Origin of the sequence: Pseudomonas sp. B21-017 (assembly GCF_024749245.1) — a bacterium.
Classification (GTDB): domain Bacteria; phylum Pseudomonadota; class Gammaproteobacteria; order Pseudomonadales; family Pseudomonadaceae; genus Aquipseudomonas.
This window is the reverse complement of sequence record NZ_CP087194.1, coordinates 3,867,547-3,892,902: the sequence shown is the minus strand read 5'-3', so window position 1 is coordinate 3,892,902 and position 25,356 is coordinate 3,867,547. Positions and strand designations below refer to the sequence as shown.

26 protein-coding genes are annotated in these 25,356 nt (G+C 60.4%); 7 read left to right on the top strand and 19 right to left on the bottom strand.

The features are described from left to right. Position 1: 1 nt before the first annotated feature. Genes LOY28_RS17475 through LOY28_RS17455 form a run of 5 tightly spaced genes read right to left on the bottom strand, consistent with a single transcriptional unit; the run spans position 2 to position 4,258 of the window. A complete protein-coding gene (locus LOY28_RS17475; RefSeq protein ID WP_258612250.1) occupies positions 2–646 on the bottom strand; it encodes a tetratricopeptide repeat protein in 645 nt (214 codons plus the stop codon). Continuing rightward, positions 643–1,452, bottom strand: coding sequence for an SDR family oxidoreductase (locus LOY28_RS17470; protein WP_258612249.1), 810 nt, complete (start codon positions 1,450–1,452; stop codon positions 643–645). Before LOY28_RS17470 ends, LOY28_RS17475 begins: the two co-directional genes overlap by 4 nt. Next, positions 1,439–2,113: a TenA family transcriptional regulator gene (locus tag LOY28_RS17465; RefSeq protein WP_018929743.1), complete on the bottom strand. Its 675-nt coding sequence runs from the start codon at positions 2,111–2,113 to the stop codon at positions 1,439–1,441. Before LOY28_RS17465 ends, LOY28_RS17470 begins: the two co-directional genes overlap by 14 nt. Beyond that, positions 2,110–3,591, bottom strand: a complete 1,482-nt coding sequence (locus tag LOY28_RS17460) for an AMP-binding protein (protein WP_258612248.1) — start codon at positions 3,589–3,591, stop codon at positions 2,110–2,112. Before LOY28_RS17460 ends, LOY28_RS17465 begins: the two co-directional genes overlap by 4 nt. After that, positions 3,581–4,258, bottom strand: a complete 678-nt coding sequence (locus LOY28_RS17455) for a thermostable hemolysin (protein WP_018929741.1) — start codon at positions 4,256–4,258, stop codon at positions 3,581–3,583. Before LOY28_RS17455 ends, LOY28_RS17460 begins: the two co-directional genes overlap by 11 nt. 186 nt (positions 4,259–4,444) lie before the next feature. Between LOY28_RS17455 and LOY28_RS17450 the strand changes: the two genes are divergently transcribed. Next, positions 4,445–5,017, top strand: coding sequence for a cytochrome b (locus tag LOY28_RS17450; RefSeq protein WP_026286689.1), 573 nt, complete (start codon positions 4,445–4,447; stop codon positions 5,015–5,017). A gap of 83 nt (positions 5,018–5,100) precedes the next feature. Here the strand turns inward: LOY28_RS17450 and LOY28_RS17445 are convergent, their stop codons facing one another. Then, complete coding sequence (locus LOY28_RS17445; RefSeq protein WP_018929739.1) at positions 5,101–6,909, bottom strand: monovalent cation:proton antiporter-2 (CPA2) family protein; 1,809 nt, start codon at positions 6,907–6,909, stop codon at positions 5,101–5,103. 193 nt (positions 6,910–7,102) lie between these two features. Here LOY28_RS17445 and LOY28_RS17440 point away from each other — a divergent pair, with 193 nt between their 5' ends. Then, a complete protein-coding gene (locus tag LOY28_RS17440) occupies positions 7,103–8,017 on the top strand; it encodes a LysR family transcriptional regulator (RefSeq protein WP_018929738.1) in 915 nt (304 codons plus the stop codon). Here LOY28_RS17440 and LOY28_RS17435 read toward each other — a convergent pair. From LOY28_RS17435 to LOY28_RS17420, 4 genes are all read right to left on the bottom strand, one after another. Further along, on the bottom strand, positions 8,007–8,783 hold the full coding sequence (locus LOY28_RS17435) for a substrate-binding domain-containing protein (protein WP_019579429.1): 777 nt from the start codon (positions 8,781–8,783) through the stop codon (positions 8,007–8,009). The genes LOY28_RS17440 and LOY28_RS17435 overlap by 11 nt on opposite strands. Before the next feature lie 32 nt (positions 8,784–8,815). Further along, positions 8,816–10,108, bottom strand: a complete 1,293-nt coding sequence (locus tag LOY28_RS17430) for an MFS transporter (RefSeq protein WP_018929736.1) — start codon at positions 10,106–10,108, stop codon at positions 8,816–8,818. A gap of 171 nt (positions 10,109–10,279) precedes the next feature. Continuing rightward, a complete protein-coding gene (locus tag LOY28_RS17425) occupies positions 10,280–11,353 on the bottom strand; it encodes a sensor domain-containing diguanylate cyclase (protein WP_018929735.1) in 1,074 nt (357 codons plus the stop codon). A 216-nt stretch (positions 11,354–11,569) separates the two neighbouring features. Continuing rightward, a complete protein-coding gene (locus LOY28_RS17420) occupies positions 11,570–12,031 on the bottom strand; it encodes a hypothetical protein (protein ID WP_018929734.1) in 462 nt (153 codons plus the stop codon). Positions 12,032–12,303: 272 nt separating this feature from the next. Between LOY28_RS17420 and LOY28_RS17415 the strand changes: the two genes are divergently transcribed. Continuing rightward, on the top strand, positions 12,304–12,642 hold the full coding sequence (locus LOY28_RS17415; protein ID WP_018929733.1) for an FKBP-type peptidyl-prolyl cis-trans isomerase: 339 nt from the start codon (positions 12,304–12,306) through the stop codon (positions 12,640–12,642). 341 nt (positions 12,643–12,983) lie between these two features. On the opposite strand, the gene LOY28_RS17410 is transcribed toward LOY28_RS17415, so the two are convergent. Next, positions 12,984–13,319, bottom strand: a complete 336-nt coding sequence (locus LOY28_RS17410) for a hypothetical protein (protein WP_064618337.1) — start codon at positions 13,317–13,319, stop codon at positions 12,984–12,986. Between the two features lie 298 nt (positions 13,320–13,617). Between LOY28_RS17410 and LOY28_RS17405 the strand changes: the two genes are divergently transcribed. Next, positions 13,618–13,893: a metal/formaldehyde-sensitive transcriptional repressor gene (locus LOY28_RS17405; protein WP_258612247.1), complete on the top strand. Its 276-nt coding sequence runs from the start codon at positions 13,618–13,620 to the stop codon at positions 13,891–13,893. A gap of 11 nt (positions 13,894–13,904) precedes the next feature. Beyond that, positions 13,905–14,831: a CDF family Co(II)/Ni(II) efflux transporter DmeF gene (dmeF, locus tag LOY28_RS17400; RefSeq protein ID WP_258612246.1), complete on the top strand. Its 927-nt coding sequence runs from the start codon at positions 13,905–13,907 to the stop codon at positions 14,829–14,831. An 8-nt stretch (positions 14,832–14,839) separates the two neighbouring features. Here the strand turns inward: dmeF and LOY28_RS17395 are convergent, their stop codons facing one another. After that, positions 14,840–15,943, bottom strand: coding sequence for a cytochrome P450 (locus LOY28_RS17395; RefSeq protein ID WP_258612245.1), 1,104 nt, complete (start codon positions 15,941–15,943; stop codon positions 14,840–14,842). An 81-nt stretch (positions 15,944–16,024) separates the two neighbouring features. Between LOY28_RS17395 and LOY28_RS17390 the strand changes: the two genes are divergently transcribed. Beyond that, on the top strand, positions 16,025–16,789 hold the full coding sequence (locus tag LOY28_RS17390) for a helix-turn-helix transcriptional regulator (protein ID WP_018929731.1): 765 nt from the start codon (positions 16,025–16,027) through the stop codon (positions 16,787–16,789). Here the strand turns inward: LOY28_RS17390 and LOY28_RS17385 are convergent. Then, the gene (locus LOY28_RS17385) at positions 16,786–17,394 is read right to left on the bottom strand and encodes a LysE family translocator (RefSeq protein WP_018929730.1); all 609 of its coding nucleotides are present in this window, start codon (positions 17,392–17,394) and stop codon (positions 16,786–16,788) included. The genes LOY28_RS17390 and LOY28_RS17385 overlap by 4 nt on opposite strands. 105 nt (positions 17,395–17,499) lie before the next feature. Between LOY28_RS17385 and LOY28_RS17380 the strand changes: the two genes are divergently transcribed. Beyond that, positions 17,500–18,423: a LysR substrate-binding domain-containing protein gene (locus LOY28_RS17380; RefSeq protein WP_018929729.1), complete on the top strand. Its 924-nt coding sequence runs from the start codon at positions 17,500–17,502 to the stop codon at positions 18,421–18,423. Here the strand turns inward: LOY28_RS17380 and LOY28_RS17375 are convergent. The 6 genes from LOY28_RS17375 to LOY28_RS17350 all read right to left on the bottom strand — a co-directional run bounded on the left by LOY28_RS17375 (position 18,413) and on the right by LOY28_RS17350 (position 25,185). Continuing rightward, entirely contained in the window at positions 18,413–18,754 is a 342-nt protein-coding gene (locus tag LOY28_RS17375) for a hypothetical protein (protein WP_018929728.1), read from the bottom strand. The genes LOY28_RS17380 and LOY28_RS17375 overlap by 11 nt on opposite strands. A 135-nt stretch (positions 18,755–18,889) precedes the next feature. After that, positions 18,890–19,909 carry a branched-chain amino acid aminotransferase gene (locus LOY28_RS17370; RefSeq protein ID WP_018929727.1) on the bottom strand — a complete coding sequence of 340 codons (1,020 nt, stop codon included), beginning with the start codon at positions 19,907–19,909 and terminating at the stop codon, positions 18,890–18,892. Positions 19,910–20,225: 316 nt separating this feature from the next. Then, positions 20,226–21,611, bottom strand: coding sequence for a dihydrolipoyl dehydrogenase (lpdA, locus tag LOY28_RS17365; protein WP_018929726.1), 1,386 nt, complete (start codon positions 21,609–21,611; stop codon positions 20,226–20,228). Between the two features lie 3 nt (positions 21,612–21,614). Continuing rightward, positions 21,615–22,889: a dihydrolipoamide acetyltransferase family protein gene (locus LOY28_RS17360; RefSeq protein ID WP_018929725.1), complete on the bottom strand. Its 1,275-nt coding sequence runs from the start codon at positions 22,887–22,889 to the stop codon at positions 21,615–21,617. Then, positions 22,890–23,948, bottom strand: a complete 1,059-nt coding sequence (locus LOY28_RS17355) for an alpha-ketoacid dehydrogenase subunit beta (protein WP_018929724.1) — start codon at positions 23,946–23,948, stop codon at positions 22,890–22,892. Position 23,949: 1 nt separating this feature from the next. Continuing rightward, the gene (locus LOY28_RS17350; protein ID WP_018929723.1) at positions 23,950–25,185 is read right to left on the bottom strand and encodes a 3-methyl-2-oxobutanoate dehydrogenase (2-methylpropanoyl-transferring) subunit alpha; all 1,236 of its coding nucleotides are present in this window, start codon (positions 25,183–25,185) and stop codon (positions 23,950–23,952) included. Positions 25,186–25,356: the final 171 nt, after the last annotated feature.

Sequence of the window (25,356 nt, the reverse complement as noted above, 5' to 3'; positions counted from 1 at the left end):
GTCAGTCGAGTTTCTTGTTCACATCACCCAGTAATGCTTCGATCTCTTTGCGACGCCCGGCGTCGGCGCTTTCCCGGCCAGGACGGGGCGCGGCGTGCAGGGCTTTTTGCAGTGCATCCCGAGCTTCACCATAGCGCTTTTGACGGTAAAGGTGATCACCCCAGAAGTACAGGCTGTCGATGCCGGTCGGGTTCAGCTCCAAGGCCTGCTTCAACAGTTTTTCGGCCTTGTCGGCGTCGCCGAAACCGATAGGCCAGCCGGGCACCCGATCATACAGCGCCGCGAGGCTGGTGTAGGCCGAGCCTTGCAGGGCCTTGGGATCGATGGCCAGGGCTTTTTCCAGATCGACTTTGGCGGCCTTGGCCTTGCTCAGGGCACCGAGGCCTCCCTGGGCGCCGGCCCAACTGCTGGTGACGATGCCGGACCAGATCCACGCTTCGGCCAGGGACTGGCGTTCCCGGGTGAACGCCGAGGCCTGGGCTGCGAGTTTTTCGAAGGCGGCGCTGCGCTGTTCGGCAGGCAATTCGTACTGGATGTGCGCCCAGCTTTGTTGGATGGCATTGAGGCGCTGCTGATCGGCGGCGTCCAGCGCCCAGACGCTTTGGCTCAGTACCCCGAACAGCAAGCAGGCGAGAATTTTCTTCATGGTTTGAGGCTCTCCTTATCGGGCTTCTGACTCAGGCGACGGATCAGCGGCAATTGCTTGCGCAAGCCACGGTCCACCAGATGCGGCAACAGACTGTTCAGGCGCACGAAAAAGCGTTCCGGCCAGCCCAGGTACAAGTCGCGACGGTCACCGGCAATGGCGTGGATGACCGCCGAGGCAACGGTTTGCGGGTCGTCGACATTGGCTTTGAGCGCATCGTTCAGCGCTTGGGCCGCCGCGCTGTTCATGCTGGTATGGGTTGCCCGGGGAGCGACATAGAGCACGTTGATCCGGGTATCGGCCAGTTCCCGGCGCAGGGCTTCGGAGAAACCGCGCAGGGCAAACTTGGTGGCGCAATAGCTGGCGTAACCGGGGTAGCCGATGGAGCCGTAGGTCGAACCGACGTTCACCACCATGGCACTCTCGGCCTGCTTGAGCAGCGGCAGCAATAACTTGGTCAGGCTGATCGGCGCGCCGACGTTCACCGCGAGCATGGCGTTGATCTCGCTGTCATCGAGCTGTTCGAGCATGGCGAAGTGATTGACGCCCGCGGCATTGATCAGCAGGTTGATGCCGCCGATGGCCTCGGCCGCCGCCAGCACTTTGCGCCGGTCGTCGGGCAGGGTCAGGTCCGCCCCGACCCAGCGCAACTGCTCCGGGTAGCGCTCGAGCAAGGGCTCCAGCGACTCTCGATGCCGGGCCACGGCCAATACGTGTGCACCACTGGCACACAGGGTGCCGGCGATGGCCAGGCCGATGCCGCCACTGGCGCCGGTCAATACCACGCGTGCCTCAGACGGGCGCATGCAGATTCTCCCCATCGCGCGGCAGGCCACGGAACATGTCGGTGTAGAGCGTGTACACGACCTTCGAGGCATGAATCACCGCAGCCTGGTCGGCCGGGTCTTCGAGCAGGTTCATCAAGCGGCGGTAGGTCTGCATGTGTTCGATATCCAGTGAGCCGTGGGAGCTCAGGTAGCTGAAGGCGGTCTCCGGCAGCGCCAGGCGTTCGCGGATGCTGCCGGCCGCGTGGGTGGCCAGGGCGATGCTGGTGCCTTCCAGCACGTTGACCATGCCGAACAGGCCCACCGGGTTGTCCCGGGCAATCAGGTCGTAAAGAAAGCTGACCATCAACTCGATCGGCAGCGATGGACGACCATCACGCACGGCGTCTTTGTCGCCGCCACAGGCTGCGATGTCGTCGAGCACCCACTGTTCGTGGCCGTATTCGTCCTCGATGTACTCGCACACCGCTTTGCGCAGCCATTCCAGACGCTGCGGCAGACGTGCGCCGCACGCCATCATCAACGGCACGGTATGGCGCACATGGTAGTAGGCCTGGGTGAGGAAGGCGCGGTAGCTGTCCAGGCTCACGTTGCCCTCAAGGGCATCGCGGATGATCGGCAGATTGAACAGCTCGTGGCGTTCTTGATAGGTGGCTTCTTGCAGCGTGTCGAAAAAACTCATGGTGCAGATACCTCGGGGAAAACGGATTCAGTGAGCAGCGCCCGGTAACGCTCGACAATGGCATCGCGGCGCGGTCGGCCATTGGCGGTCAGCAGGCCGTTGGCGGGGGTGAAGGGTTGATCGAGACGGGTCCAGTGATGAACCTGAGCGTAATCGGGCAAGGCCTCATTGGCCTGGGCCACGGCGGTGGCCAGCTCTTCATCGGTGCAGTCCGGCCGATGGGGCCAGAGCAGGGCGTGGTTGCTCGGCATCGCTTCGCCGTAGACGAACGCCTGGGCGATGTGGCGACGCTGGGTGAGTTCGGCCTCGACCCATTCCGGGTTGACGTTGCGGCCGAAACTGGTGATGAACTGATGCTTCTTGCGCCCGTTGAGGTAGAGAAAACCTTCCGGGTCGAACTCGCCGAGATCGCCGGTCGGCCACCATTCATCGTGGTAGGGCGCTTGCCCCAGATAGCCGAGCAGGGTCGAGCCCTTGACCAGCACTTCGCCGTCGTCGGCCAGGCGAATTTCGACATGGGGCAGGGGCCGGCCGACGCTGCCGGGGCGGTGTGCTCCGGGGCGATTGAGGCACACCACCGACGCACATTCTGACAATCCGTAACCTTCATACACTGGCATGCCGATGCGTTGGGCACGATGCAGCAGTTCTTCGGAAACCCGCGCACCGCCCACGGCGGCAAAACGCAACGATTGGGGGTTGAACGCTTTTTGCTCGGCGGCGCTGACCAGCATCAGCAGCAACTGTGGCACCAGGATCAAGCTCTCGGGCGCGCGGGAGGCCAGACACCCCAACAAGCGCGGCACATCGACACCGCTGGCCCCCTGAATGCCCAGGGTTTTCTGGCTCGGCACGCTCAGGGTCGCGCCGGCATACAGCGCGGCATAACAACCGAGGTTTTCCAGCAGGATCGCCAGGGGCAGCAGTGCCAAGTGATGTCGCGGATGGGTGGGCTTGCTCGCCTGATCCAGTTCACGGGCCACTCGCAAAAGGCTTTCGGCGCTCAGGCATACACCTTTGGGTGTGCCGGTGGTGCCGGAAGTGAAGGTGAGTTTGGCGGTGCCTTCGGGGATGAGGTTCGGGCCGCTGAAGGAACGACGCCAGAATTCGCCTGTGTGTTCGTAGCCGGCCCCTTGCAGTTCGGCGCCCAGTTCCGGCTCGGCAATCACCCGTTCGGCCTGGCTCTGTTGCAGGCAATGAATGCGTTGTGCCGGGCTGAAGAAGGGCGGCAACGTCAGGCAGGTCAGGCCTTCGAACAGGATGGCCAGGTCCCAGAGCATCGCCTCGGCGCCGTTGTCCAGAGCCAGCGCGACCACTTTAACGTGCTCATCACGAAGACGCTGTTGGCGATCCGTGACCTCGGCGTACAGCGTGGCGTAGTCGAGTTTCAACTGATCGCCCCACAGGGCGACGGCGTTGCCTTTGTGTTCGGCGTGATGGCGCAGGGTTTGTTTGAAACGCTCCATTTCAGGCGACATGGCTGGACTCCTCAAGGGAGGTTGGCAGCCCCAGGCGATTGAACAGGCCGATGTTGCGCAGATGAATGAAGCCGGCGCGGATGTTGCCGACATGCACCCATGGCTGGCTCTCGTAATAACTGCCCCAGTGGTGACGGTCGTCGCCCAACCGCTCGGGATCGGCGGCGCAGAGCGTCACCGGCTTCAAACCCAGGCGATGAAAACTGTTTACCAGCCCGATGTTGCCGGTGAACGCCACCCATTCCAGCCCGCCCATGGCCAACAGATAGGTGATGGCGACGATGCTCAGCCGCGCGCTACCGGTATCGCTGGCTGCGAGGTTACCGACCTCGACAATCCCGGCCCGGTCCACCGGTTGGCCGGCAGCGGCGCTGATCAGCGGATCGATCGCCTCGTCCAGGTAACGCTCCAGAAACAAGGGTTCGGCACTGGCCAGTCGTAAGCCGGCCACCGCACACAGCGTGTCGGACTCATCGCTCAGGCCGAACAGTTGTGGCATGAAATGGCGGATATCGGCGCCATGGGCCTTGCGAAAACGCTGCTGGATAAAAGCTTCGAAGACGGGTCGCTGGGCATCGTCTGGCAAGGCCCTGACCAGACTCATCTGCGAGGTTTCGGCTTGACCGAAGTGCAGGGGCAGAGGGATGTTCCAGTCAAAATCGTGCATGGGCAAGAACGCCTCCCCGAGTCAGTTTGGGGGGAGTATCAAAGGCGATTCTTAACGAAGTCTGAAGGTTATCTTCAGATTGTCTTAAGACTGGACAGGCAGGGTGGCGCCGGTCGGTTCGACGAAACCGGATCCAGGCTGTACGAAATGAGTCGGCAGCCGCCACCGATCTTCAAGAGGCTCTGTATGACCCGAGATTCAGCAGTACACCGGTATGGAAAACTCTCGATCACCTTGCACTGGCTGATGTTGGCGCTGTTCGTCGGCGTTTATGGCTGCATCGAGATCAAAGGGCTACTGCCCCGTGGAAGTGATTCGAGGGGCCTTTTTCTGGGGCTTCACGGCTTATTCGGATTGAGCATTTTTGCGTTAGTCTGGGTCCGCCTGCTCGGGCGCCTCACCCCCCGGCCACCGATTACCCCGGCTCTGTCAACCTGGCAGACCGGCGTCTCGCACCTCATGCACCTGGCGCTGTATGTGCTGATGATTGCAACACCGCTATTGGCCTGGTTAATGCTGGCCGCCGGCGGCAAGCCAATGCCGTATTTCGATTTCTTCCTGCCGGCGCCGGTGGCGGTTGATCCCGTGCTGGCCAAGCAATTCAAGCATTGGCATGAGTGGCTCGGCAGTGCCGGTTACTGGCTGATCGGTTTGCACGCGGCGGCGGGGTTGGTCCATCACTACTGGGTTCGCGACAACACGCTCACGCGCATGCTGCCCAAGGGCTTTGGTGCGGGTGTCAACGAGCGTCAGCGATAAGTTTCCCTGGACGTTCGGGCTGCCTCGAACACTGCGTTATCGTTCATCGCGAGCTTGCTCGCGATGAAGTCATCACTGTCACCTCAAACCTTGCCCGCTTGCTCTTCCAGCTGATCCGATTCAAACAACTTCGCCAGTTCCGCCCGCGCTTCCTGCGCCGTCTGCATCACCTTGGCCGCATCGTCATACACCGCGTGCTGAGCCTCCAGCACCTGTTCGTCGTGATGGGTAAAGCGCTTGATCCGCGCATCCGCCTGGGCTTGGGTCAGCCCAAGGCCAACCAGGGTGCGCCGGGTCATTTCCAGGCTGGAGTAATAAGTTTCCCGCACCGCCTGCGCCCCGACATCCACCAAACGGTGCACATGCTGACGGTTACGGGCACGGGCGATGATCTTGATGTGCGGATACAGCTTGTGCACCACCTCGGCCGTCTTGATGTTGGTGTCCGGATCATCGGTGGCGATCACAAAGAACTCCGCTTGCTCGACCTTGGCCGCGCTGAGGATTTCCGGGCGCATCGGGTCGCCGTAGAACACCGGCACGCCGCCGAAGCTGCGGGACAGTTCGATGGTTTCCACCGAGGTGTCGAGGGCGATGAACTTGATGTTCTGCGCCCGCAGAATCCGCGCCACGATCTGACCCATACGGCCCATGCCCGCGATGACCACGCGGGGCGTGTCGGCGTCGATTTCGCGGAACTTCTGCGGCACCTCCACCGGTTGCACCTTGGGTTTGACCAGGCGTGCGCAGGCGAGCAGCAACAGCGGCGTCAGCGCCATCGACAGGGTGATGGTCAGCACCAGCAAGTCGTACAGGCGCGGCTCGAACAAGCCCTGGTCCCGACCGATCTTGAACACCACGAAGGCAAACTCACCACCGGCCGCCAGCACGATCCCCAGACGAATCGCATTAACCTTGCCCAACCCTCCGGCCAGTCGACCGACCACAAACAGCAGCGGCAGCTTGATGGCGATCAGCAGCAGGGTCAGCCCCAGCACCACGACCGGCGCACTGAGCAGCAGACTCAAGTTGGCACCCATGCCGACGCTGATGAAAAACAGCCCCAGCAGCAGGCCCTTGAACGGTTCGATCTGCGCTTCCAGTTCGTGACGGTATTCGGAGTCCGCCAGCAGCAAACCGGCGAGGAACGCGCCGAGTGCCATGGACACGCCCACCAGATCCATCAGCCACGCCGTGCCGATCACTACCAGCAATGCGGTGGCGGTGGACACCTCCGGCAGACCAGTCTTGGCCACCACGCGAAACACCGGGCGCAACAGATAACGCCCGCCGATCACCACCACCGCGATGCTGCCCAGCACCCGCAAGCCATGGTTCAAATCTTCGGCCGCGCTGCTGGTGTGATCACCGCCGGCCAGCAACGGCACCATCGCGATCAAAGGGATCGCGGCGATGTCCTGGAACAGCAAAATCGCGAACGCCAACCGCCCATGGGGGCTGGTCAGCTCCTTGCGCTCGGCCAGGCTTTGCAAGCCAAACGCGGTGGACGACAACGCCAGGCCGAGGCCCAACACGATGGCACTGTTCAGGGACTGGCCGAACACGAACAATGCCAGCACACCAATCACCGAACCGGTCAGCAGCACCTGTGCCAGGCCCACGCCGAACACCGATTTGCGCATCACCCACAAACGTCGCGGCGACAGCTCAAGGCCGATGATGAACAGCAACAACACCACCCCGAGTTCGGAGATGTGGCTGACGCTTTGTGGATTACCGATCAAACCCAGCACCGACGGCCCGATGATCACCCCGGCAAACAGATAGCCGAGCACCGCCCCCAGTTGCAGGCGCTTGGCCAAGGGAACGGCGAGCACCGCTGCGAACAAAAAGACGACAGCGGCTTGTAACAGGTTGCCTTCATGGGGCATGTGAAACTCCAAAAACTCGATACGGCGGGGGCGATAAGGATAAAGGCTGGAGCCGGATGCGTCAGCCATGAACGAAAATGTTTGGGCCTCGCGATGGCAATTTTGCAGGCACCCAAGATGTCGTTACATTTAGCATCAATTAGTGACATTCATAGGATAAGCTGATCAAACTGTTCGTTCCCGAGTGCGCACCATGACCATCAACTTCGACCTTAACGATCTGCAAGCCTTTCGCGCCGTGGTGGAGCAGGGCAGCTTTCGCAAGGCTGCGGACACCGTACGCATCTCCCAACCAGCCCTCAGCCGGCGGATCGAAAAGCTCGAAGATGCTCTGGGCGTGAAATTGTTCGAACGCACGACTCGCCGGGTCAGCCTGACTCAGGCCGGGCGTGGTTTCATGCCCAGCGTCGAACGCCTGCTGGATGACCTGGACGTGGCGCTACTGGGCATCAGCGAAGTCGCCTCGACCCGGCTCGGACATGTCACCGTCGCCTGTGTGCCGTCGGCGGCGTACTACTTCATGCCGCGTGTGATCGCCCACTACCATCGGCAATTTCCGCGGATCAAGGTCAAGGTGCTCGACTCCAGTGCTCACGAGGTATTGAGTGCCGTGGTCAACGGTGAAGCGGACTTCGGCTTGAGCTTCATGGGCACCCTGGAGGCCGAAGTCGAATTCGAGCCGCTGGTGCAGGAAGGTTATGTGGTGGCGTGCAGACGAGATCACCCCCTTGCAGGACGCAGCAGCGTGACATGGGATGAGTTTTATCAGCAGGATTACATCTCGCTGGACAAGACTTCGGGCAATCGCTTTTTGCTGGATCAAGCGCTGGCTGGCGTGGTGCCGCAGCGGCCGAGCATCTGCGAAACCCGTCATGTGACGACCATGATCGGTCTGGTAGAGGCCGGGTTGGGCGTGGCTGCCGTGCCGTTGATGGCGATGCCGGCGGCGGACCACCCGATTCTGACGCGGGTACCGTTGACCGATCCGCAGGTGATGCGCAATGTTGGGTTGATCAAGCGCCGGGGTCGTACGTTAACCCCGGCGGCATTGGCGTTGGAGCGCCTGGTGGTGGAAATGAAAGTCCAGCAACCTTCGGTCAGTGGCTGACTGAGTCCAGCCCCGTCGCTTTTACGTCCGGCTGGGCTGCGCTGGAGGCCAGGTACGCAAGCAGCGCCTTGGCCTCGGCCGGGTGTTGCGCATTGACCGGAATACCGGCGGCGAAACGGGTGACCGATTGCACCGATTCCGGAATTTTCGCCACAAAACTCACCCCAGGCACCGGTAGCAATTCGCTGACCTGCTGGAAGCCCAGTTGATAATCGCCGGTGGCAACCACCGAGCCCACCGGGATTTTCGGGATCATCTTCGATTTGGGTTTGAGCTGGTTTTCGATGCCCAGACGCTTGAACAGTTGATCCTCGATATACACGCCGCTGGCACTGTCGGAGTAGGCGACTGACTTGGCGTCGAGCAGGGTTTTTTTCAGGCCTTCCACCGAGCTGATGTCCGGCTTCGGCGCACCTTCACGCACCACCATGCCGATCCGCGAATCCGCCAGTTCGACCCGTGAAGCGGGATCGACTTTGCCTTGCTTGATCAGGTCGTCGAGGGCATAGCCGACCATGATGACCACGTCGGCTTTCTCACCGCGGGCCAGACGATTGGGAATCGCTTCCGGGGCCTTTCCCATGGATGGACCGAGGGCGGTGTCCAGGGTGTTGCCGCTAGACTCGGCGAATTTCGGACCGAGGATTTTGTAGGCCGCCGTGAAACCACCGGACGTCATTACACGGATTTCTTCAGCCTGGGCGATCGAACTCAGACCGAGACTGGCCACCAGGGCCAGGGCGGTAAAGTTGAAAAACCTTTTCATCAAATAGCTCTCGCAGTTAGAGGTTGGGTGGTTCACGACACGGCCGGTTGCAGGCGGCCAGAGGCACGGCGATAGAGAAACAGCGTCGCGCACAGGGCACAGAACGCGGCGAAACTCATCCAGTAACCGGGTGCGGCCTTATCGCCGGTGTACTGGATCAGGAAGGTCGATATGGCCGGTGTGAAACCGCCGAACACCGCCGTCGCCAGGCTATAAGCCAAGGAGAAACCTGCGACCCGAACCTCGACCGGCATGATTTCCGTCAGCGCGGCGATCATTGCGCCGTTGTACAAGCCATAAATGAACGACAACCACAGCAGCACCAACAGCATGTTGATGAAACTCGGTGCTTGCACCAGATAGGTCAGCGCTGGGTAGGCCGTGGCCAACGTCAGCAACGCCATGGCGATCAGTACCGGGCGACGACCGATGCGATCTGAAAGCGCGCCGCCAATCGGCAACCAGAAAAAATTCGAAACGCCCACCAGCAAGGTCACCAACAGCGCATCGGAGGTATTGAGGTGCAGCACGGTTTTGCCGAAGGTCGGCGCGTACACGGTGATCAGATAGAACGCGGTAGTGGTCAGGGCGACCATCATCATCCCGGCGAACACGATGACCCAGTTCTGTCCCAGGGTGCGGAACACGTCGCCCATGCTTGGCCGGTGTTTACGGGCGGTGAACTCTTCGGTTTCTTCCAGGTTACGGCGCAGGAAGAAGATGAAAGGCACGATCATGCAGCCGACGAAAAACGGAATCCGCCATCCCCAATCGGCAATCATCGTCGGCGCCATCCATTGGTTCAGACCATAGCCCAAAGCCGCCGCGACGATGATCGCCACTTGCTGGCTCGCTGATTGCCAACTGGTGAAGAAACCTTTGTTGCCAGGAGTGGCGATCTCCGCGAGGTACACCGATACACCGCCCAGTTCCGCACCGGCCGAGAAGCCTTGCAGCAATCGGCCGATCAGCACGATGGCCGGGGCGAACAGCCCGATGGTTTCGTATCCGGGCACCAGCACAATCAGAATCGTACCGCTGGCCATGATCGACAGGGTGACGATCAGCCCTTTGCGGCGCCCCACATCATCGATGTATGCGCCCAGTATCACGGCGCCCAACGGACGCATCAGGAAGCCGGCGCCGAACACCGCGAACGTCATCATCAGGGACGCAAACTCGCTGCTGGCAGGGAAAAATACGGCGGCGATCTGCGTGGCATAGAAGCCGAAAAGGAAGAAATCGAATTGCTCGAGGAAGTTGCCCGAGGTCACTCGGAAAATCGCACTGGTCCGGGAGCGACCGGAATGGATTGATGCTGTCATTGACGTGTACTCCACCGCTTTTATGACGTGCACTGCCTGGACGCGGTGCACGGTTCTTATTGGGGTGGATAGTGGAGCAGGGACATCGATATGTTAATTGCATAGTTGGTATGTATTGATGCATGAAGCGGATCAATGCTGCCGACCCAGAGACGCGGCGTTTACCCAAGGCTATTCGCTGTGTACGCGTATCGGGCTGATGTTCCCCAACCGATACTGATTATTCCCGCTGCGCTTGGCCTCATACATCGCCAGGTCGGCAATGTGAATCAACCGGTCCATGCTCGGCGCATGGTCCGGGAACACCGCAACCCCAAGGCTGCTGCCGATGTGGCGCTGGTCGTTGCCGATGGTCACCGGCGGTGCGAGTTCGATGAAGATTTTCTGGCAGATGCTGCGGGCTTCGTCTTGCAGGCTGTTGCCTTGGGGAAGTCCTTGGAGGATGACCACGAACTCGTCGCCGCCGATCCGGGCAACGGTGTCGGTTGAACGCAGGATCTTCTTCAGGCGTGTCGCGGTGGTGATCAGCACGCGGTCGCCGGCCGCATGGCCATAGTGGTCGTTGATCGCCTTGAAACCATTGAGGTCGACAAATACCAGTGCCACCCGCGTGGCGCTGAGGCGGGCGTGTTCCAGGGCAGCGGACAGGCGCTCTTCGAGCACCAGGCGATTGGGCAGGCCGGTCAGCGGGTCGTAATGGGCCAGGTGTTGCAGGTAGCTGGCGGAGGCTTTTTCCTCGGTGATGTCGCGGACCACGCCCATCATCTTGATCGTTGCGTCATGCTCATTCTTGACCACATTGCCGGTCTCCCGCAGCCAGCGGATGCTGCCGTCCGGCCAGACCACGCGGTATTCCTCGTCGTGGTTTTCGCCGGTTTCCAGGCAACGCAATTCACCGGCGCGGACCTTGACCCGGTCGTCCGGGTGCACACAGGAACAGAACAGGGCGTAGGAGGGCGTCACCTCGCCGATCTTGAATCCGAACATCCCGTAGATTGCATCCGACCAATAGAGTTTGTCGGTATCAACCTCCCAGTCCCAGGTGCCGATGCGGGCGAAGTATTGGCTGCGTTTGAAGCGCTCGGCGTCGCCTTCCTGGTGGATACTTTGTCCCTCGGTGAGGCTATCGATCAGCGCACGGCACTCGGCCAACTGCTTTTGCAGCGAACGATCGCGCCAAATCAGCGCGACGATCAGGGCAAGGGTCAGCGAGCCGATGGTGACGTCGGTCCAGAGCTGACTCATTGAGGAATTGCGCTCATGGCGTATCGAACCGTGGGGGAGGTGGCGGGTATATTAAGGCTCTGTACGAAAAACTGCCTGCGTGTCGATCATGCTGCGTTAAAAACAGGCTCGGAATGCTCATTTACAACCCGTAAACTCCGCTTCATCGCCTGTTTTTGCCTTGCCTGATCGACACTCGGCGACTTTTCGTACAGACCCTGGCAAGCAGGAGGTGGGTCAGTTCACCACTGACGGTTGCGTCGCGACCGAGACGGTGAAGGTCACGACAACCAGCACGACGAGTACCCAGAACATCACCATGACTGTCAGCATGACGACCTTCAGGCTTTGATAAAGCCAGCGCAACCAATGGCCTTCGGGTTTTGCTTCTGAGCGGGTTCTGAGTACGCCTTTCAAATAGAAGCCGAGGAGGGCCAGCAGTGCGCCGTCAATCAACAGCGCAGGCAGGCCGGCTTCGGGGAAAATGCTTCCCCACCGATAGAATGACGACCGGCTCAGGAACACCACATAACAAATGAGGCTGCCGTAGGGGATGGCTCTCCACCATTTACCGGCCAGCGCTCCGACCATCAGGCACATAATCACCATGAACGGGTTGAAGAGAATATTGATCATCCACTCCAGTACGTTGGGGAAGTAGCCCGGGGAATGGATGCTGCGCCAGATGTGTTCAAACATTGTTCAGGCTCCTGCCTTCTATGGAGTAAGTGGTGCTTCGGTGCTTCCGTGCCGCTGCACGGTATCGGCGTATTGTCGGGTTACATAAGTCCTGTTGTGTAAATTAGGGTCTGTACGAAAAGTCGCCGAGTGGCGATCAGGCAGTTTTCGTATAGTGCCCAGTTCACGACCACTGCCGGATGCAGAGCGAAATGGTTGCCAATAGCCCGCATTTCTGGGAAAACGGCGCCCATCAAGCCCGCTCGGGCAAGCGCACAGATAGAGTGAATGTAATGAATGATGAGTTGCAGGTAATCGACCTTGAAGTGGGCGACGGCAAAGCCGCCGTCAAAGGCGCGCTGATCACTACCCAATATCGCGGGTGGTTGGAAGACGGCACCGAATTCGATTCTTCCTACAGCCGGGGCAAACCGTTTCAGTGCGTGATTGGCACCGGGCGGGTAATCAAGGGCTGGGACCAGGGAATCATGGGCATGCAGGTCGGCGGTAAGCGCAAGCTGCTGGTGCCAGCGCACCTGGCCTACGGCGAGCGCTCGATGGGGGCGATTACGCCGAATTCGAATCTGATTTTCGAGATTGAATTGCTGGAAGTGCTGACGCGGGATGATTGATGGGCGAGTGAATTGAAATGATTAACCCCGCTGTCTCTGAGAGGAGAGAGCGGGGTTTTTGCTATCTGTGGCGAGGGGCTTGCTGTGGCGAGGGGGCTTGCCCCCGTTGGGTTACGCAGCGACCCCAAATCCAATCCATCGCGGTTTCTCAGGACTGACCGCATACGTTGATTTTACGACTGCTGCGCAGCCGAACGGGGCGATGCGGCGTTCCGACAAGCCCCCTCGCCACGGATGCTCATTTCAACAACTATTTTTGCTGAAGGCTTGATCGGCTATTACTGCGGATCGATGTTATCCAGCGCCCGGTTCACGGCCAGTTCCCTTTGCGGATGGGCAAGTCAGGTGAATGCCTCAATATCATCAAGGGTGTTCGCCACAATCCCTTCCAGGGAGGGAAATTTCTTCTTCATCTTCTCAAGGGCCGGGCGTACAGCACCCAAGTCCAGACCACCCTGTCTGCGGGCTATGTGCCCGAGCGCGGTTATGGCAGATGCTGCAACTGATTCGGACTCACTCTCGAGGTACTTCAGACAGGTGTTTTGAGCCCAGGACTTGTCTTGTTCATTCAGGCCAATAGAAATCAATGCGACAACAACGCTGGTTTCTACGTTGCTAGCTAGAAGTCTCGTCGTTTCCTCGTGGCTCATTGTTGGATCTTGGTAGAGAAGGCTCACTTTTTAACTCCCTGAATATTGCCTTTGTGATCGGTTTTTCCTTTCCAGCCATGAGCGTCCTGGTTTCATCTTTTGAAAGCGATGCGGACGCTATATCAAAGGGCATTTGATAGATGTAGGACTGGTCTGAAACTCTGGCCGCTATTACAAATGCTAATGGCAACAACAGTTTTTGCTGGAGGCCTGATCCGCTATTACCGCGATACAAGCCGATGAGCCATGACGCGGTCAACCCGACTTGCCAGCCCCGGCAATATCGGTAACTATGCCCGCCTAAATAGGGGTAGGGGGTATAGGTATGTCGCACATCTACGAACACAAAGACGATTTGCTCAATCGCGTCCGGCGCATTGCCGGTCAGGTCCAGGCGGTGGAGCGGGCGTTGGAGTCCGATGCCGAGTGCGCCAAAACCCTGCACTTGGTTGCGGCAATTCGCGGTGCGGTCAATGGTCTGATGGACCAGTTCATCGACGCCCACGCCCGTGAACATGTGGCACGTCCCGGCCTCAGCGACGAAGCACGCGCCGAAGGCGTGGAAGACTTGTTGCAAGCCATCCGCCGTTACTCGAAATAGAGGCCTGCCCCATGACACTGACACCTCAGGCTTCGCGCTTTACTCACGACCATCTGTTTCTGGGGGCCGCCCACGATGAAAATGCTCGCCGCACGTTGTGGGTGGTGGCGCTGACGTTCGTGATGATGATTGGCGAGATTGCCGCTGGTTATATCACCGGCTCCATGGCGTTACTGGCGGACGGCTTTCATATGGCGACCCACGCCGTGGCCTTGGGCATTGCCGCGGCGGCCTACAGTTTTGCCAGGCGACACGCCAACAATTCGCGCTTCAGCTTCGGTACTGGCAAGGTCGGGGATCTGGCGGCTTTTGCTTCTGCCATGGTGCTGGGCCTGGTGTCGATCGGCATCGCCGGCGAATCGATCCTGCGGCTGTTTCAACCTATCACCGTGGCTTTCACCGAAGCGACGGTGATTGCGGTGGTGGGGCTGGCGGTGAATGTCGTCAGCGCATTGCTGCTGGCAGGCAACCATGGGGATCACGGCCATGATCATCACAACCATAACCACGGTCACCATCATCACGATAACAACCTGCGCTCGGCGTATGTCCATGTGCTGGCCGATGCATTGACGTCGGTACTGGCTATCGCGGCATTGTTGGCCGGGCGCTATTTGGGTTGGGTCTGGCTGGACCCGGTGATAGGCGTCGTCGGAGCCCTTGTTATCGCGAAATGGGCCTATGGCTTGATGCGCGATAGCGCCGCGGTATTGCTCGACGCCACCGACGAGCACGTCGCCGCCGAAATTCGTGAGCTGCTTGAATCGACGGACGATGTCCGCATCAGTGACCTTCATGTCTGGCAAGTTGGGCCCCGGGCGCGAGCCGCAATTGTCAGTGTCGTGGCTACGGCGAGCGTCAGTGCCGACGCCATCCGCGAACGTCTGGCGCCGGTTCATGAGTTGTCTCACCTGACGGTCGAATATCGCAACGCTTGAGGTGTTTTTCAGGCAAAGAGCGGAATGCGCCCGTTAAGGGAAGGGCGGTAGTGCCAGGTCAACCGATCCAAAGCCGGTTTCATTATCAGGATCTGAGTCAGCGTCGCGCGGGCAATGCTCAAGGCCAGCACTTGCCCCGGGCATTGATGACGGCCGGCGCCGAAGGTGAAGCTGCGGCGGTTTGGGCGTTCGAGCAGGAATGTATCGGGATCGTCATTGAGCAGCGGATCACGATTGGCCGAGGCCAGCAGCACCAGAATGACGTCGCCGGGGTTCAGGTTCACGCCGTCGATTTCGCAGGGCGCTGCGACGAAGCGGCGGGTGTTCTGTACCGAAGGATCGAAGCGCTGCACTTCGGCGATCAGGTCGTTGGCTTGAGTTGGGTCGATCTGCGGGTTTCGGCTCAACGCCGTTAGCGCATTGCCGATCAGCCCGGCGGTGGCTTCGTAGGTCTGGGAGAACAGGCCGATCAGGTTGGCGATCAAGGTTTCCGGGGCGGTCGAGGTGGCGAAGCGCAGCCGGATACCGGCGAGCAGGGTGCTTCGATTGTTCGGATCAGCCAGAAGCTCGATGAAATATCCCTTCAGCTGTTCTGCCGCAACATGGGCAGCGTCCAGTTGGGCCTGGTCGCTGAGGGGTGACAGGCAGGCGATGAAGTCAGCGGTCAGCTCGCTGATGGCCCGGCCCTGAGCCGGAGAAAAGCCCAGCAACGTCGCCACTACACAGACCGGCCCGCGAAACATCGCCGCGTACAACCCATCGGCCCCTGGGGTAATCAATCGAGCGCTGACCAGTGAGTTGACTTCGTTCACATCAATCAGCGTCAGCCCCGGCTCAATCGCTGCCCTCGGGCAACGCTGCCGCTCACCCTCGTTCATCCGCATTAGCTGACCGAACACTTTGCCCGCCATGCCCTGAGCAATTGCCTTGGGCACCGGCTCATGCGCCGGCCGCACATGGCAATCCGGATGCGCCAGCACGGCAGCAACCGCTCGGGCGCTGCTGGCCACCCACAGTTTCAGTCCCTGATGAAAAACCAATCCACCCTCGGCACGCAGTTGCGCGTAGTAGGGGTAAGGATCGGCGTGAGTCGCAGCGATGATCGGGTCCATGGGTCGCAGCCTTATCGATGGTTGAAAAGTGTTGCTACTATCACCAGTCCGAAAGGGCCTTGATTCGTCCGGGAGCGAAATATGAACGCAGAACAACATGACGTTGGCGTCTCTCAAGTGGCCGCAGCGATTGCAGAGCCTGCGCGGACGAAAATCCTCTGTTCGCTGATGGACGGCCACGCCCGCACCAGCACCGAGCTGGCGGCGGTTGCCGAAGTCAGCGCCTCGACTGCCAGCGCACACCTGGCCAAGCTCAAGGAACTGGCGCTGGTGCGTTTGCACGTTCAGGGCCGCCATCGCTATTACAGCCTCGCGGACAAACGCGTGGCCCAGGCACTCGAAGCACTGATGGTGATCGGCCAGAACGCCGTGCCGACATTCAACCCGCGCACCCCGGACCGCCTGCAATTCGCCCGCACCTGCTACGACCACATGGCCGGCACGTTGGCAGTGGTGCTGCATGACCGGATGATCGACGCGGGGTGGTTGCTGCAAACCGATGAGCAGGCTTATCGATTGAGCGACAGTGGTGAAGCGTTGTTCGAAGGATTGGGCATCGACGTCAAAGACCTCGGCACTTTGCGCCGCCGCTTTGCCTGCCCGTGCCTGGACTGGAGCATGCGTCGGCCGCACCTGGGCGGTGCCTTGGGCGCGGCGTTACTGCAAACGGCGATCAAACGCCAATGGGTGACGCAGGATCTGGACAGTCGGGCGTTGGCGTTGACGGCAGTGGGGCGAAAGGAACTCGGTCGCCGGTTCGCCGTTGAACTGCCGATTCAGGGAACGACAGCGCCACTCACGTCCACCGGGAACAGGCGCCGCGCGATCGCCAGTCCTGCGACTTAGCGACTGGCCGAGGCCATGAGCACGCCAAAACCGGCGAAGGTCACGCCCGAAACTTTTGCGGTCAGCCAGGAACCTTTCGGGCTCGACAACCAGCCTTTGGCGGCATTGGCGAGCAAGGCATAGCTGCCGTGTACCAGGAACACCAGTACGCCGTAGGAGGCGACCAGCTTGATGAACTGGCTGTAGAAGTGCGCCGAAGTGTCGATGAATTGCGGGAACACCGCCAAAAAGAAAAACACCGCCTTGGGGTTCAGAAGCTGCATCGAAGCCGCTTCAAGGAAGCGATAACCCGGGCTTGAAGGGCGTGTTTCAAGCAGCGTGCTGAAACGATCCGAGCGCCAGCTTTTGTAGCCCAGGTACAACAAATAGGCGGCTCCTGCGTATTTCAATGCGATAAAGGCGTTCGCCGAGGTGCTGAGTATCAGGCCAACACTGGTGGCGCTGATGGCAGCGACCACAAACGCCCCCGACGCAATTCCCAGAATGCCCGGCACGGCCCCCCTCCAACCGTGGCGCACCGCGTTGGACAGGGTCAGGACCACACCAGGTCCCGGGCTCAAAATGGTCAGGGTGGCGAAGAGTACAAAGAGTCCGTAACTGTTCATGGCTTGCTCCGTCAGGTGGCATTGGCTGCGTGCTGGCAGATTGGCGTGGCGAGGAGGGCGTGACAAACGCTTTAATTGCAGCGCATAGGTGACTAAATTAGACGCATGAATCCACTACCGCCTCTTAATGCTGTTCGCGCCTTCGCCGTTGCTGCTCGTCATCAGAGCTTCAGCCTGGCGGCCGAAGAGCTGCATGTCAGCCACAGTGCCGTCAGCCGGCATATCAAATTGCTCGAGGAATACCTGGGGGTGCTGCTGTTCGAGCGGCGTATCCGGCAATCGGTGCTGACGCCGGCCGGCCAGCGCTTTTATGAGCAGGTCAGCGCCGGGCTGTCGCAGATCGCCAATGCCGCCACTGCGCTCAAGCAGCATGCCTCGCTGCCTACGGTGAAGATCAATGTACGTCCGTCCTTCGCCATGCTTTGGCTGACGCCCAGGCTGGCGGATTTCGTTGCGCGGCACCCCGGCATCAAGCCGCAGGTGATCACCCAGACCCAGGCACCCGATCAGGCACGCGACGGGTTCGATATCGTCATTCGCCGTGGTCGTGACGATTGGGCACCGGCGATTGAGGCGCGAGCGCTGTTCGAAGACGAACTGTTGCTGGTCGCGGCCCCTGCGCTGATCGAGCGCCTGCCACTTGAAGACCTCACGTCCCTGAGTCGGCATACGTTACTGACCGCCAAGGCACGCCGTGAAGACTGGCACAATTGGGCCATGCACTTTGGTCAAAGCCAGTCAGCCACTCAGGTAACCCGGCAGTTTGATCACATGCACCTGGTGCTTCAGGCCGCAGTGGATGGACAGGGCGTTGCCCTGTGCCCGACCTCTTTGTTGGGCAGCCATATCTCGAGCGGACGCCTGATCTGCCCGTTACCCGAGTTGCGCATGCCGTTGCCGCGTTATTACTACGGTGTTGCGCCGGACGTGACGGCGCACACGCGGATCTTTGTGGAGTGGTTGTTTGCCCGGATCGCTCAGGATGAGCTGAGTTGGCAAACACCTCGTGCCGTGACCGCTACGCTCTGAAATCCCAGACGATCTCCACCACCCGCACCGCCAGCACCAGGTAAACCAGACCCAGGATGATCTGGAACGCCGTGTGATACGGCAACCTGGACAGCCGGCGCAAGCCGTCGCTGACACTGAGCAGCATCAACAGTGCTGATATTGCAATCAACCCCCAGCCGGCAAGGTTTGAGGCGAGCAATCCCATAAACAGTTGATGACCGCCTCGCAACGCGTTGGTGCCCGCCGCGAACAACAGGGCGCACACCAGCAGGTTCTTGATGTTGTCGAACACCTGCGTGGTGAAGTCGGTTTCCAGCAAGGCCAGATACTTTCGCCAGAATTTATCCATGGTTGTGGTGGCACCTGTTGATGGCGGTTGCACGTGGCAAGTCTAGTGGCGTTTTGCACGAAACGCGGGCGAAAAAAAGCCCGGCCTTCAATGTGATGGCCGGGCTTTTGTGTTCAAACGGACTGTGGCGTCAGATCAAACCTTGACGATCCAGCCCGCTGGCGCTTCGATGTCGCCGGTCTGTACACCGGTCAGCTCTTTGTAGAGCTTCTGGGTGACCGGACCGACTTCGGTTTCGCTGTGGAACACGTGCAGCTTGTCGTTGTAGCTGATGCCGCCGATCGGGGTGATCACCGCGGCAGTACCGCATGCACCAGCTTCCTTGAAGTCGGACAGCTTGTCGATGAACACGTCACCTTCAACCACTTCCAGGCCCAGACGGGTCTTGGCCAGTTCGATCAACGACAGACGGGTGATGCCCGGCAACACCGAAGGGGAGTTCGGGGTGACGAACTTGTTGTCGTGGGTGATCCCGAAGAAGTTGGCCGAGCCGACTTCTTCGATTTTGGTGTGGGTCATCGGGTCCAGGTAGATGGCGTCGGCGAAGTGCGCCTTCTTGGCCTGGGAGCCTGGCATCAGGCTGGCGGCGTAGTTGCCACCGACCTTGGCCGCGCCGGTGCCTTGTGGAGCGGCACGGTCGTAGCTGGAGATCTGGAAGTTGTGTGGGGTCAGGCCGCCCTTGAAGTAGGCGCCGACCGGGATGCAGAAGATCGAGAAGATGAACTCGGGTGCGGTACGCACGCCGATGTTGTCACCCACGCCGATCACGAACGGACGCAGGTACAGCGCGCCGCCGGTGCCGTAAGGCGGAATGAAACGCTCGTTGGCGCGGACCACGTCCTTGCACGCTTCGATGAACTGTTCGGTGGACACTTGCGGCATCAGCAGGCGCGCGCAGCTGCGTTGCATGCGGGCGGCGTTCTGGTCCGGGCGGAACAGGTTGATCGAACCGTCCTTGCAACGGTAGGCCTTCAGGCCTTCGAAGCACTGCTGGCCATAGTGAAGGGCTGTCGAGCCTTCGCTGATGTGCAGCACGTTATCTTCGGTCAGGGTGCCTTTGTCCCACTCGCCATTACGCCAGTGCGACAGATAGCGCTTGTCTGTCTTGATGTAGTCAAAACCCAGCTTGTCCCAATTGATGCTTTCGTTACCCATGACACCCTCTATCACTTAACAACCGTCGAAACGGTTCAAGGCTTCTGACATTTTTCTGGATGGGGACAACAATACTTCATTCCGGGCCTAAATCGCAGCCCGGACTATCGGGTGATTGGCAGATTTCTTAGCCAGCTCATGAAACTTGTCGCCGATCTTTCATCATTCGAAACCCTGTGGCGAGGGAGCTTGCTCCCGTTCCGGTGCGCAGCACTGGTAAAACCGGACACTGCGGTGCATCAGGCAGATCGCAGTGACGCGGTTGGGGCCGCTTCGCAGCCCAGCGGGAGCAAGCTCCCTCGCCACAGTTGAGCGGTTACAGATGCAGCGCGTGCCCCAACGCACGCAGCGCCGCTTCCTGCACCGCCTCGCCGAGCGTCGGATGCGCGTGGATGGTGCCGGCGATGTCTTCCAGTCGGGCGCCCATTTCCAGGCTCTGACCGAACGCGGTCGACAACTCCGAAACACCCACACCCACCGCCTGCCAGCCAATAATCAGATGATTGTCACGCCGCGCCACGACCCGAACGAAGCCACTTTTGGACTCCAGTGTCATCGCCCGGCCATTGGCGGCGAACGGGAAGCTGGACACGATGCAGTCCAGCCCCACAGCCTTGGCCTCGTCCGGGGTCTTGCCGACCACCACCAGTTCCGGGTCGGTGAAACACACGGCGGCAATGGCGGTCGGGTTGAATTCGCGGTGTTTGCCGCTGATCAGTTCGGCAACCATCTCGCCCTGGGCCATGGCCCGGTGGGCGAGCATCGGTTCGCCGCTGAGGTCGCCGATGGCGTAGACGTTGCGCATGCTGGTCTGGCAACGGTTGTCGATCTTGATCGCCGAACCGTTCATGTCCAGGTTCAAGGTTTCGAGGTTCCAGCCCTGGGTGTTGGGTTTGCGACCGACGGCCACCAGCACCTGATCGGTTGCAAGATTCAGGATGTCGCCGTTCGGGTCGCGAACTTGCAGGGAATTTCTTTGTGAATCAAAGCCTTCAACGCTGTGCTTCAAGTAAAGCTTCACATCGAGTTGTTTGAGTGCTTCGTGCACCGGATGGGTCAGTTCGGCATCGTAGGCCGGCAGAATACGATCCTGCGCCTCGACTACGCTGACCTCGGCGCCGAGCTTGCGATAAGCAATCCCCAGCTCCAGACCGATGTAACCGCCACCGACCACAACCAACCGTTTCGGCACGCTTTTCGGCGCCAGGGCTTCAGTGGAGGAGATGATCGGCCCGCCAATCGGCAGCATCGGCAGGTTGACGCTTGTCGAACCGGTGGCCAGCACCAGGTGCTCGCACTGAATCCGCGTGTCGCCGACCTCAACGGTTTTGCCGTCGATCACTTTCGCCCAGCCGTGGATGACCTGGACCTTGTGCTTCTTTAATAGCGCGGAGACGCCAGTGGTCAGGCGATCAACGATGCCGTCCTTCCACTCGACGCTTTTGCCGATGTCCAGGGTCGGCGCCGATACGCTGATGCCCAGCGCCGAGTATTGGCTGTGGTGCTGTGTCTGATGGAACTGTTCGGCGACGTGGATCAACGCCTTGGACGGAATGCAGCCGATGTTCAGGCAGGTGCCGCCCAACGATTGGCCTTCCACCAGAATGGTCGAAATGCCCAATTGACCGGCACGGATCGCCGTCACATAACCGCCAGGGCCGCCGCCGATGATTAGCAGCGTAGTATTTAGAGTCTGTTGCATTCCTTACTCCACAAACAGCGTTGCGGGTTGTTCGAGCAAGCCACGAACGGCCTGGATGAATTGCGCCGCGTCCATGCCATCGACCACGCGGTGATCGAAGGAGCTGGAGAGGTTCATCATCTTGCGGATCACGATCTGGCCTTTGATCACCATTGGTCGCTCGACGATTTTGTTCACGCCGACGATCGCCACTTCCGGCAGGTTCAGCACCGGCGTGCTGACGATGCCGCCCAGGGCGCCGAGGCTGGTCAGCGTGATGGTCGAGCCGGACAGCTCATCGCGGCTGGCCTTGCCAGTGCGTGCGGCAGTTGCCAGGCGGGAGATTTCCGCGGCGTTGTCCCACAGGCTGCGGGCTTCGGCGTGACGCACCACCGGCACCATCAAACCGATGTCGGCTTGCGTGGCGACGCCCACATGCACCGCGCCGAGGCGGGTGATGACCTGGGCCTCGTCGTCGTAACGGGCGTTGATCTGCGGGAAGTCGCGCAGGGCCACGACCAGGGCGCGCACCAGGAACGGCAGCAAGGTCAGCTTGCCACGGGTCGCGCCGTGTTTTTCGTTCAGGTGCGCACGCAGCTCTTCGACGGCGGTGACGTCGATTTCTTCGACGTAACTGAAGTGGGCGGCACGCTGGGTGGCGTCCTGCATACGCTGGGCGATCTTGCGGCGCATGCCGATCACCGGGATTTGCTGTTCGTCGTTGCGCTGGGCGTAAGCGGCGGTGGCCGTCGATGCGTTCGACTGACCCTGAGCCAGATAAGCTTCGAGGTCTTCGTGCAGAATCCGCCCGGCAGGGCCGCTGCCACGCACCAGGCGCAGTTGAATGCCAAGGTCCAGCGCATGCTTGCGCACGGCCGGGGAGGCCAGCGGACGTTCGTCGGCTTCGCGGGCGACCATCGGTCCTTGGCAAGCGGCAGCCGGACGCGGGGCCGCTGCAGCCGGTGTGCTTTCTACGACGGCTTCAACTTTCGGCGCCGCCATAGGTGCTTCTTTAATAACCGCCGTTGGCGCAGTCGATTCCTTAACGTTGCCTGCGCCTTCGACTTCAATGCTGATCAGCACGCTGCCGACCGCCATGACTTCGCCCGGCTGTCCACCCAGTGCAATCACCTTGCCGTTCACCGGCGAGGGGATGTCGACCATCGCCTTGTCGGTCATGACATCGGCCAGCACCTGATCTTCGACGACCATGTCGCCGACCTTGACGTGCCACTGAGACAATTCAACTTCTGCAATGCCTTCGCCAATGTCCGGCATTTTAATAACGTGCGTGCCCATTCAGACCTCCATAACCCGATGCAAAGCCGCGCCCACACGGGACGGACCAGGGAAATACGCCCACTCTTGCGCGTGCGGGTAGGGGGTGTCCCAACCGGTCACACGCTCGATTGGCGCTTCCAGGTAGTGGAAGCAATGCTCTTGCACCAGCGCGACCAGCTCGGCGCCGAATCCGCAGGTACGGGTCGCTTCGTGAACAACTACGCAGCGTCCGGTTTTCTTCACCGACTTGACGATGGTTTCCAGGTCCAGCGGCCATAGGCTGCGCAGGTCGATGACTTCGGCGTCGATGCCGGTTTCTTCAGCGGCGACTTGCGACACATAAACCGTGGTGCCGTAGGTCAGGATGGTCACGTCCTTGCCCGGACGGGTGATGGCGGCAACATCCAGCGGCACGGTGTAGTAACCGTCCGGCACTTGCGCGGCCGGGTGCTTCGACCATGGGGTCACCGGGCGCTCGTGGTGACCGTCGAACGGGCCGTTGTACAGGCGTTTTGGCTCGAGGAAGATCACCGGGTCATCGTTTTCGATGGAGGCGATCAGCAGGCCTTTAGCGTCATAAGGGTTGGATGGCATGACGGTGCGCAAGCCGCAGACTTGGGTGAACATCGCCTCGATGCTCTGGCTGTGAGTCTGGCCGCCATAGATGCCGCCGCCGCAGGGCATGCGCAGGGTCATCGGCGCGGTGAACTCGCCGGCCGAGCGATAACGCAAGCGCGCCGCTTCGGAAATGATCTGGTCCGACGCCGGGTACACGTAGTCGGCGAACTGGATCTCGGCCACTGGCCGCAAACCGTAAGCACCCATGCCCACGGCGACGCCGACGATGCCGCTTTCGGAGATCGGTGCATCGAATACGCGGGAGGTGCCGTACTTGTTCTGCAGCCCTTCGGTGCAACGGAATACGCCGCCGAAGTAGCCCACGTCCTGGCCGAACACCACGACGTTGTCGTCACGCTCAAGCATCACATCCATGGCCGAGCGCAGGGCCTGGATCATGGTCATGGTGGTCGTGGTCATGGCGGTTTCCAACTGAATATTATTGTTGTGATCGTTCATGTCAGATCCCCAACTCCTGACGCTGGCGCTTCAAGTGCTCCGGCATCTCTTTGTAGACGTCTTCGAACATGGTCGCGGCGCTCGGAATCTGGCCGCCGGCGAGGGTGCCGTACTGCTCGGCTTCTTTCTGCGCGGCGATCACTTCGGCTTCCAGTTCGGCGCTGACTGCGGCGTGTTCCTCCTCGGACCACTGACCGATTTTGATCAGGTGCTGCTTGAGGCGTGCAATCGGGTCACCCAACGGGAAGTGACTCCAGTCGTCCGCAGGACGGTATTTGGAAGGATCATCGGAGGTCGAGTGCGGGCCGGCACGGTAGGTGACCCATTCGATCATGGTCGGGCCGAGGTTGCGCCGCGCGCGTTCGGCAGCCCAGGCGGATGCAGCGTAGACCGCGTAGAAATCGTTGCCATCGACCCGCAGGGAGGCGATGCCGCAACCGACGCCGCGTCCGGCAAAGGTGGTGGCTTCACCGCCGGCAATCGCCTGGAACGTCGAGATCGCCCACTGGTTGTTGACCACATTGAGGATCACTGGCGCACGGTACACGTGGGCGAAGGTGAGGGCGGTGTGGAAGTCCGATTCAGCAGTGGCACCGTCGCCGATCCACGCCGAGGCGATTTTGGTGTCGCCCTTGATCGCCGAGGCCATGCCCCAGCCCACCGCCTGGACGAATTGGGTGGCGAGGTTGCCGGAAATGGTGAAGAAACCGGCTTCCTTGACCGAGTACATGATCGGCAGCTGACGGCCCTTGAGCGGATCGCGCTCGTTGGACAGCAGTTGGCAGATCAGGTCCACCAGCGGCACTTCGCGGGCCATCAGGATGCTTTGCTGACGGTAGGTGGGGAAGCACATGTCGTCGATGTTCAGGGCCAGGGCCTGGGCGCTGCCGATGGCTTCTTCGCCGAGGCTCTGCATGTAGAACGACATTTTTTTCTGGCGCTGGGCGACCACCATGCGGTTGTCGTAGATCCGCGTCTTGAGCATGGCGCGCATGCCTTTACGCAGGATCTCGACGGGTACGCCTTCAGCCCATGGGCCGAGGGCATTGCCCTGGTCGTCGAGCACGCGAATCAGGCCTTTGGCCAGATCAGCGGTATCGGCCGGTTCTACGTCGATTGGGGGTTTGCGCACCGTGCCGGCATCGGTCAGATGCAGGTAGGAGAAGTCGGTTTTGCAGCCGGGACGGCCCGAAGGTTCGGGAACGTGCAGGCGCAGCGGTTCGTACGCTTGGTTCATGGCTTCTACGCTCGATCTTGTGAATTTCTTGTAGTGAGCTGGCAGTCATTCTTCGGTAAAAGAATTCTTGTCCTACAACAATCATAGGCCGGGCCAAGAAGAATATTTCTCTGTGTTTCGTTGCGCTGGAGGTCATTTGAGGATAAAAAATCTGCATAAACATAAAAAACA

What these genes read in the sequence shown, in the direction of transcription:
- LOY28_RS17475 (WP_258612250.1), bottom strand. Translation starts at nt 646, where the DNA reads ATGAAGAAAATTCTCGCCTGCTTGCTGTTCGGGGTACTGAGCCAAAGC.
- LOY28_RS17470 (WP_258612249.1), bottom strand. Translation starts at nt 1,452, where the DNA reads ATGCGCCCGTCTGAGGCACGCGTGGTATTGACCGGCGCCAGTGGCGGC.
- LOY28_RS17465 (WP_018929743.1), bottom strand. Translation starts at nt 2,113, where the DNA reads ATGAGTTTTTTCGACACGCTGCAAGAAGCCACCTATCAAGAACGCCAC.
- LOY28_RS17460 (WP_258612248.1), bottom strand. Translation starts at nt 3,591, where the DNA reads ATGTCGCCTGAAATGGAGCGTTTCAAACAAACCCTGCGCCATCACGCC.
- LOY28_RS17455 (WP_018929741.1), bottom strand. Translation starts at nt 4,258, where the DNA reads ATGCACGATTTTGACTGGAACATCCCTCTGCCCCTGCACTTCGGTCAA.
- LOY28_RS17450 (WP_026286689.1), top strand. Translation starts at nt 4,445, where the DNA reads ATGACCCGAGATTCAGCAGTACACCGGTATGGAAAACTCTCGATCACC.
- LOY28_RS17445 (WP_018929739.1), bottom strand. Translation starts at nt 6,909, where the DNA reads ATGCCCCATGAAGGCAACCTGTTACAAGCCGCTGTCGTCTTTTTGTTC.
- LOY28_RS17440 (WP_018929738.1), top strand. Translation starts at nt 7,103, where the DNA reads ATGACCATCAACTTCGACCTTAACGATCTGCAAGCCTTTCGCGCCGTG.
- LOY28_RS17435 (WP_019579429.1), bottom strand. Translation starts at nt 8,783, where the DNA reads ATGAAAAGGTTTTTCAACTTTACCGCCCTGGCCCTGGTGGCCAGTCTC.
- LOY28_RS17430 (WP_018929736.1), bottom strand. Translation starts at nt 10,108, where the DNA reads ATGACAGCATCAATCCATTCCGGTCGCTCCCGGACCAGTGCGATTTTC.
- LOY28_RS17425 (WP_018929735.1), bottom strand. Translation starts at nt 11,353, where the DNA reads ATGAGTCAGCTCTGGACCGACGTCACCATCGGCTCGCTGACCCTTGCC.
- LOY28_RS17420 (WP_018929734.1), bottom strand. Translation starts at nt 12,031, where the DNA reads ATGTTTGAACACATCTGGCGCAGCATCCATTCCCCGGGCTACTTCCCC.
- LOY28_RS17415 (WP_018929733.1), top strand. Translation starts at nt 12,304, where the DNA reads ATGAATGATGAGTTGCAGGTAATCGACCTTGAAGTGGGCGACGGCAAA.
- LOY28_RS17405 (WP_258612247.1), top strand. Translation starts at nt 13,618, where the DNA reads ATGTCGCACATCTACGAACACAAAGACGATTTGCTCAATCGCGTCCGG.
- dmeF (WP_258612246.1), top strand. Translation starts at nt 13,905, where the DNA reads ATGACACTGACACCTCAGGCTTCGCGCTTTACTCACGACCATCTGTTT.
- LOY28_RS17395 (WP_258612245.1), bottom strand. Translation starts at nt 15,943, where the DNA reads ATGGACCCGATCATCGCTGCGACTCACGCCGATCCTTACCCCTACTAC.
- LOY28_RS17390 (WP_018929731.1), top strand. Translation starts at nt 16,025, where the DNA reads ATGAACGCAGAACAACATGACGTTGGCGTCTCTCAAGTGGCCGCAGCG.
- LOY28_RS17385 (WP_018929730.1), bottom strand. Translation starts at nt 17,394, where the DNA reads ATGAACAGTTACGGACTCTTTGTACTCTTCGCCACCCTGACCATTTTG.
- LOY28_RS17380 (WP_018929729.1), top strand. Translation starts at nt 17,500, where the DNA reads ATGAATCCACTACCGCCTCTTAATGCTGTTCGCGCCTTCGCCGTTGCT.
- LOY28_RS17375 (WP_018929728.1), bottom strand. Translation starts at nt 18,754, where the DNA reads ATGGATAAATTCTGGCGAAAGTATCTGGCCTTGCTGGAAACCGACTTC.
- LOY28_RS17370 (WP_018929727.1), bottom strand. Translation starts at nt 19,909, where the DNA reads ATGGGTAACGAAAGCATCAATTGGGACAAGCTGGGTTTTGACTACATC.
- lpdA (WP_018929726.1), bottom strand. Translation starts at nt 21,611, where the DNA reads ATGCAACAGACTCTAAATACTACGCTGCTAATCATCGGCGGCGGCCCT.
- LOY28_RS17360 (WP_018929725.1), bottom strand. Translation starts at nt 22,889, where the DNA reads ATGGGCACGCACGTTATTAAAATGCCGGACATTGGCGAAGGCATTGCA.
- LOY28_RS17355 (WP_018929724.1), bottom strand. Translation starts at nt 23,948, where the DNA reads ATGAACGATCACAACAATAATATTCAGTTGGAAACCGCCATGACCACG.
- LOY28_RS17350 (WP_018929723.1), bottom strand. Translation starts at nt 25,185, where the DNA reads ATGAACCAAGCGTACGAACCGCTGCGCCTGCACGTTCCCGAACCTTCG.